This is a genomic window from Thalassospira sp. ABD4_177 (assembly GCF_056160125.1).
Map to the genome: position 1 here is coordinate 1 of NZ_JBSWWO010000011.1, position 4,605 is coordinate 4,605.

Annotated in this window: 3 protein-coding genes; 1 reads left to right on the forward strand and 2 read right to left on the reverse strand. The window is 50.0% G+C overall.

The window, feature by feature from the left end:
- The coding region (locus ACXAF0_RS19670) for a hypothetical protein (RefSeq protein ID WP_475347521.1) at window positions 1-2,735 on the forward strand (2,735 nt) is incomplete at its 5' end.
- Here ACXAF0_RS19670 and ACXAF0_RS19675 read toward each other — a convergent pair.
- Both ACXAF0_RS19675 and ACXAF0_RS19680 read right to left on the reverse strand, forming a co-directional pair.
- A complete protein-coding gene (locus ACXAF0_RS19675) occupies window positions 2,695-3,369 on the reverse strand; it encodes a class I SAM-dependent methyltransferase (RefSeq protein ID WP_475347522.1) in 675 nt (224 codons plus the stop codon). The genes ACXAF0_RS19670 and ACXAF0_RS19675 overlap by 41 nt on opposite strands.
- A partial coding sequence (locus tag ACXAF0_RS19680; RefSeq protein ID WP_475347523.1) for a PLP-dependent aminotransferase family protein occupies window positions 3,362-4,605 on the reverse strand: 1,244 nt, incomplete at its 5' end. The genes ACXAF0_RS19675 and ACXAF0_RS19680, both read right to left, overlap by 8 nt.

Here is a 4,605-nt window from a genome sequence, read left to right on the forward strand (position 1 = left end):
GAATCATCGGCTCGCAATCAAAGCTCGATCTAGTCGCGAAACCCGTTTCGTTTCTGCTCTTCGTGCTTCAGCTTCTTGTCGCATTGTCGGTAATCGTCACAGCGAGCCGATTAGCTATTCCGTTTGCTTCCAACATCCTCGGGTTGGATCAGAACGTATCCGCTATTGTCTCGTCAGTTGCCGTTTCAGTTGTTGTTCTGATAATTTTAGGCGCTCTTTTGCTGAATGTGCCGACTGCTCGAAAACTTGCTTATGGAATTCCCGCTAGAATAAAGCGCCTAATATTCATTATATGCGATAGTGCGAGATCAAGGGAAATTCGAAACCGGATTCAGTGCCTTGCGGTAAACGACGATTTTAGAAAGTTGAAACTGAATCATCCGACACAAAAGATGATTGTCGAATCTCTTTTGAAGAACATACGAGAAAGCAAAAGAAAGCTTGGAACATATGACGCGATAATCGCTCCAAGTGGGTTCGGAAAAACTCGCACCGCGATCCTTTTAGCGGAAGCGCTTATTAGGGATCAGCACCTTTGTGCTTTGGCAGACAATTTTCACTACTATGACTTTGCTCGAGGGTATGGCATTCAAAATCAGTTCTTGAGTCGACTTGGCAGCCTTGCACATTCGGACGCGCTTGTCATCGTCGATAACTTTCATTTGGCAGAACCGGAGATTATCAAAGATATCACGCGACGTCTGCTGGATATTCTCAACTCCACAACTGAACGTCATCTTATTTTTCTTGCTCAGCCTCTTGAGAGCTGGAGATTACGCGCCGGCAGCGAAATTCGTCTCTTGTCCTATGCGCGAGAGACTGGACGGCTTCACAGTATCAGCGCGTTATCGCGTGAGGATATCTCCAAAGCCCAACTCTCTGCCGATGTTCTGAAAAAAATTAGGGCTCTTAGCCAGAGTTCTGGAACTGGCTCGGCATCCATTGCCGAGATTCAGTCTGTACAGGTTGAAGATATCGGGACCGTCCATCAGAGACAATTAACTGAACGCGTCTCCAACTATTTGTTCTCTCAGAACAGTCAGAGGGCAGATCCGCCGGGGCAAAGACTTGTCACTGTAGTGGCCACCGCTACAGCACTTGCCCTTTTCAAGGGTGTCTTTGACAAACGGTCCTTCCAAAAGGCTTTCTATTCTGCCAACCCGCATAAAGGCATGCGACGGCTCTGGGATCAGCTGATCGCCCTCAGGGATCTCCGTTTGCTGTCCCAATCCGGGATTATTCCTCGTTCTTCTCTACCCGGCAAACTCTATGTGATGCATGAGCGGCTTGCTGAGCATTTTCGCGACACCATCGCTCCTGTAGATGCTACTTTTATGAAGGGGTTTGAAAAGGCTCTGTTATGGCGTTTGCGGTCTCCTGAGGGTGAGGCAGATCCGACGTTGAACTGGCTTGCGGGAGTGGAATTGAGGGACCAAGGCAGGCTGGAGAGATACTTTGGGCGGGCAATGGCCCAAGGCAATCTTGGGTTGATGGGGGTGCGTCTAAGCAAAGCAATCGATGTCCTAGATTCAAACTCTGCGCAGTTCCAACTCGGGGTTATCCTAGACAAGAGCGGTTCCTTCGCAGATGCAAGAAACCACTTGTCACAGATATCGATTACACCTGAGTTGAGCGGTTTCTCGGCAAGGGCTAAGCTTGCATTGCTAGAGGCGGAGCATGGTAAGGAGCAATTCGAAACCGTGCTCGCGCTCGTGCCCTCGCAGGACCCGCTGATTCGACTTTCCGCCCTCTTCTGGAAGATTCATATCGGCGCACATAAAGGCCGGTTTGATCCGGATGGGCTTCGTTCTCTTCGCGCGGAAGTCCACGATCAATTCGATGTAGAAGCTCTTGAAACCGATTTTTTCCTATCAACGCTCCTGTCACGGATCTATTTTGACACCTTGCGCCATGTGTTTTTGCAACGTCTTGAAGTCGCGCCGCAAATACTGGAAAACAGCGCATCACCGATTGCGGATATCGTTGAGAAAACTGATCCATGTTTCAAAGCCAACACAATCCTTTACGAAAGAGCGCATTTCTTGGAATTTATCGTCTTGCCGGCGCTCGCTGTATTTGACGAGAGGTTGAGTTATGAGGACACGCTCGGCCTTGGGCCCCATAAAGGAGATGTCGCCGACCTGACTAGCCGGATAGAGCAGGAGTACCGAAACGCGCAGGATGAGTTTTCTGTCTTTGGTAATCGGGAACAGTATTATCTAAATGGCGATATCTTAAACGCGCGTATTCAAAACCCCTCGTCTGACATTCAGGATCTTCGGGTCTGTTTAGCTGAGTATCATCGGTTCATCGCCACTGCCGGTTTCGAAGACCTTTTGAGTTACCCTTTTGTCTACGAGTTAAAGTTAGCGGTTAGGGCATGGAGGGACGCCTTGCTAAACCCTCAAGCCTATCGACAGGATTTTGACGTCCTCGACGAACATAGGGATGACGCGCTACGTGCCCTGAAAAAGATAGAGACTTTCGATTTGGCATGTCAGAACGCCTACGGTCTGTGGCGTAAAACACTTTATGCCATTCTACTCGAAGCGGTCTCAGGAGAGAATGTTCAGTTGACCGATATCAAAGAGAAGCTTGAGCAACATGCTGCTACCGCAGAGCAACAAGGCTTTTATGGCGATGCCCATTTCGTGCGCAAGTTCGTTCGAAAAGAGGGACTTCGTATATCTGATGTTATGAATGCGTTGATCTACCATCCCTTTGTCCACCAGTAGCGCGGGAAAGCAGTACCAATTCCCTTCTCCTCAGACCTCGGCCGGGCCGGCGGTATTTTAGAACGTGACTCCAGCAAGTCTGCCAATACCCGGTTTGCGATGCACTGGCCTCAAAAAAACCAGCAGGTGATCTAAGGAAACGCGCTTCCGGTTCTCCATGCACATGGAAATTCTGACTAGCGTCGTCGTCCGACAAGTCGTTGCTCAACAAAAGAAAAGCGCCGCCAGTTGATGCTAGGCCAGTCCAGAGCTCTTGCCAATCAGTATGCTCCTGCAAGTGACCAAGAACACCATCGACATAAACCAGATCTATCTGAAGGTTCTCCACAACAGGAGATGTGATGTCGAAATGTTGCACTATCAATCCAGCTTCGCGGCAGAGCCGAAGTGCTGTTTCATCGACATCAGAAGCTATCACATCAAACCCCATGGACTGCAGATAGCATTCCGTTTTTCCCGTCCCCGCTCCTATTGACAGGATGCGTCCGCCGGAACCTAAAAGTGCGGTTTGGACAATCTGGAAGATCAGCTTTCGATACCATCTTGACCGCACCGAAAGCGGCGCTGGGATACGTGTTTTTCTGCCTTTCGCCCATTCGGCAAGCAGCTTTTCGTCATAGTATCTGTCAGTCATCAGATGCTCCAAACGGCGCGTTTGGACGCATTTCCGAAGCCAACCGGGTTACGGCTCTTCTGAATCTGTTGCTACGGGTATCTAGTAAAATGCTTGATATAAGAGAGGCTAGCTCCGCCGTACGATCCACAGTAAGTCCGCGGGAAACGGCCGCCGTGACGCCAAGGCGCAGCCCCCACCCCAAGTCATAAGGCAATCTCCGATAATTCGTCTGGATCCGGTTTCTCTCAAGCCCTTTCCAGGCTTCGAATGCGTGGTCTTGGTTAGGGAGGCTAATCCAAATATGCTGTGTCGCTGGCCAGCTCGCTTTGCCACAACCATGGGTGGGAACAACCGGAACCGCACGCTGTAGCAACTCCGCCTCAAGGTTCTCTTTTACGGAGATAAGTCGATGGGCATATTGGTCAAGTTGCCGCTTCTCATCAAGAATGAGACCAACAAGATAGCTGTTCTCGATATGGGAACTTGAGACAAATGCGCTCAAGCCAGATAGAACATCGCCCCATATCGAATCGTTGTTACACAAGACTGCCGCTTTTTGCGGACCGGGGAAACTTTTATGGAGGGTGAGTATTTGCAGGTTGAACCCCCAAGAAAACGGATTTTCATAGAGTCCCGCGATGATCTGCGCAGCGTACTGCGAACTATCAAAAATGCGAATGGGAACCTTGCACCGGCCCAACTCTGAGAAATCTTCGTAGCGTAGCCCTTCACTTCGGTCTACGAACAGGATGTCGGGCTTTTCTCGTTCAATCACTGTTAGTGCTTCTGTGGAATTGACGCATTTTCCTTCGGTGTTGACGGGCAGTGGGATAACCGAGAGCCCGAGCCGCTTGAGAATGGCTGGAGTAGCGAAATGACCACCTGCGGTCTCTGGCAATAGCGCGACCTTTGCGCCAATTGGAGACAATGCCATGAATAAGACTATGTGTGCATGAAGGCCGGAAAGAAGCCTAAGTGACGCGTGGCTGCAATCAAAAGCGCGAGCGAGCTGTTGGTGGATGCTAGAAATTTCCTGTGTCAGACGCGACCGTCCCGAGAATTGTATCTTTGCAGATTTTTGCTCCGCCTCTGACCTATGTTTGTCCGACGCATAGAGGCCATGAAACTCGGAAGTTATATCGCCAAAACGTTTGAGGTTCGGGAAATTGTCAACCGGGGTAAGGACAATGCTTCCCTCGAATATTTGCGCTTCACGGCGAAGGCGCAGCAGGGACTTTGGCTTCGAATCCGTAA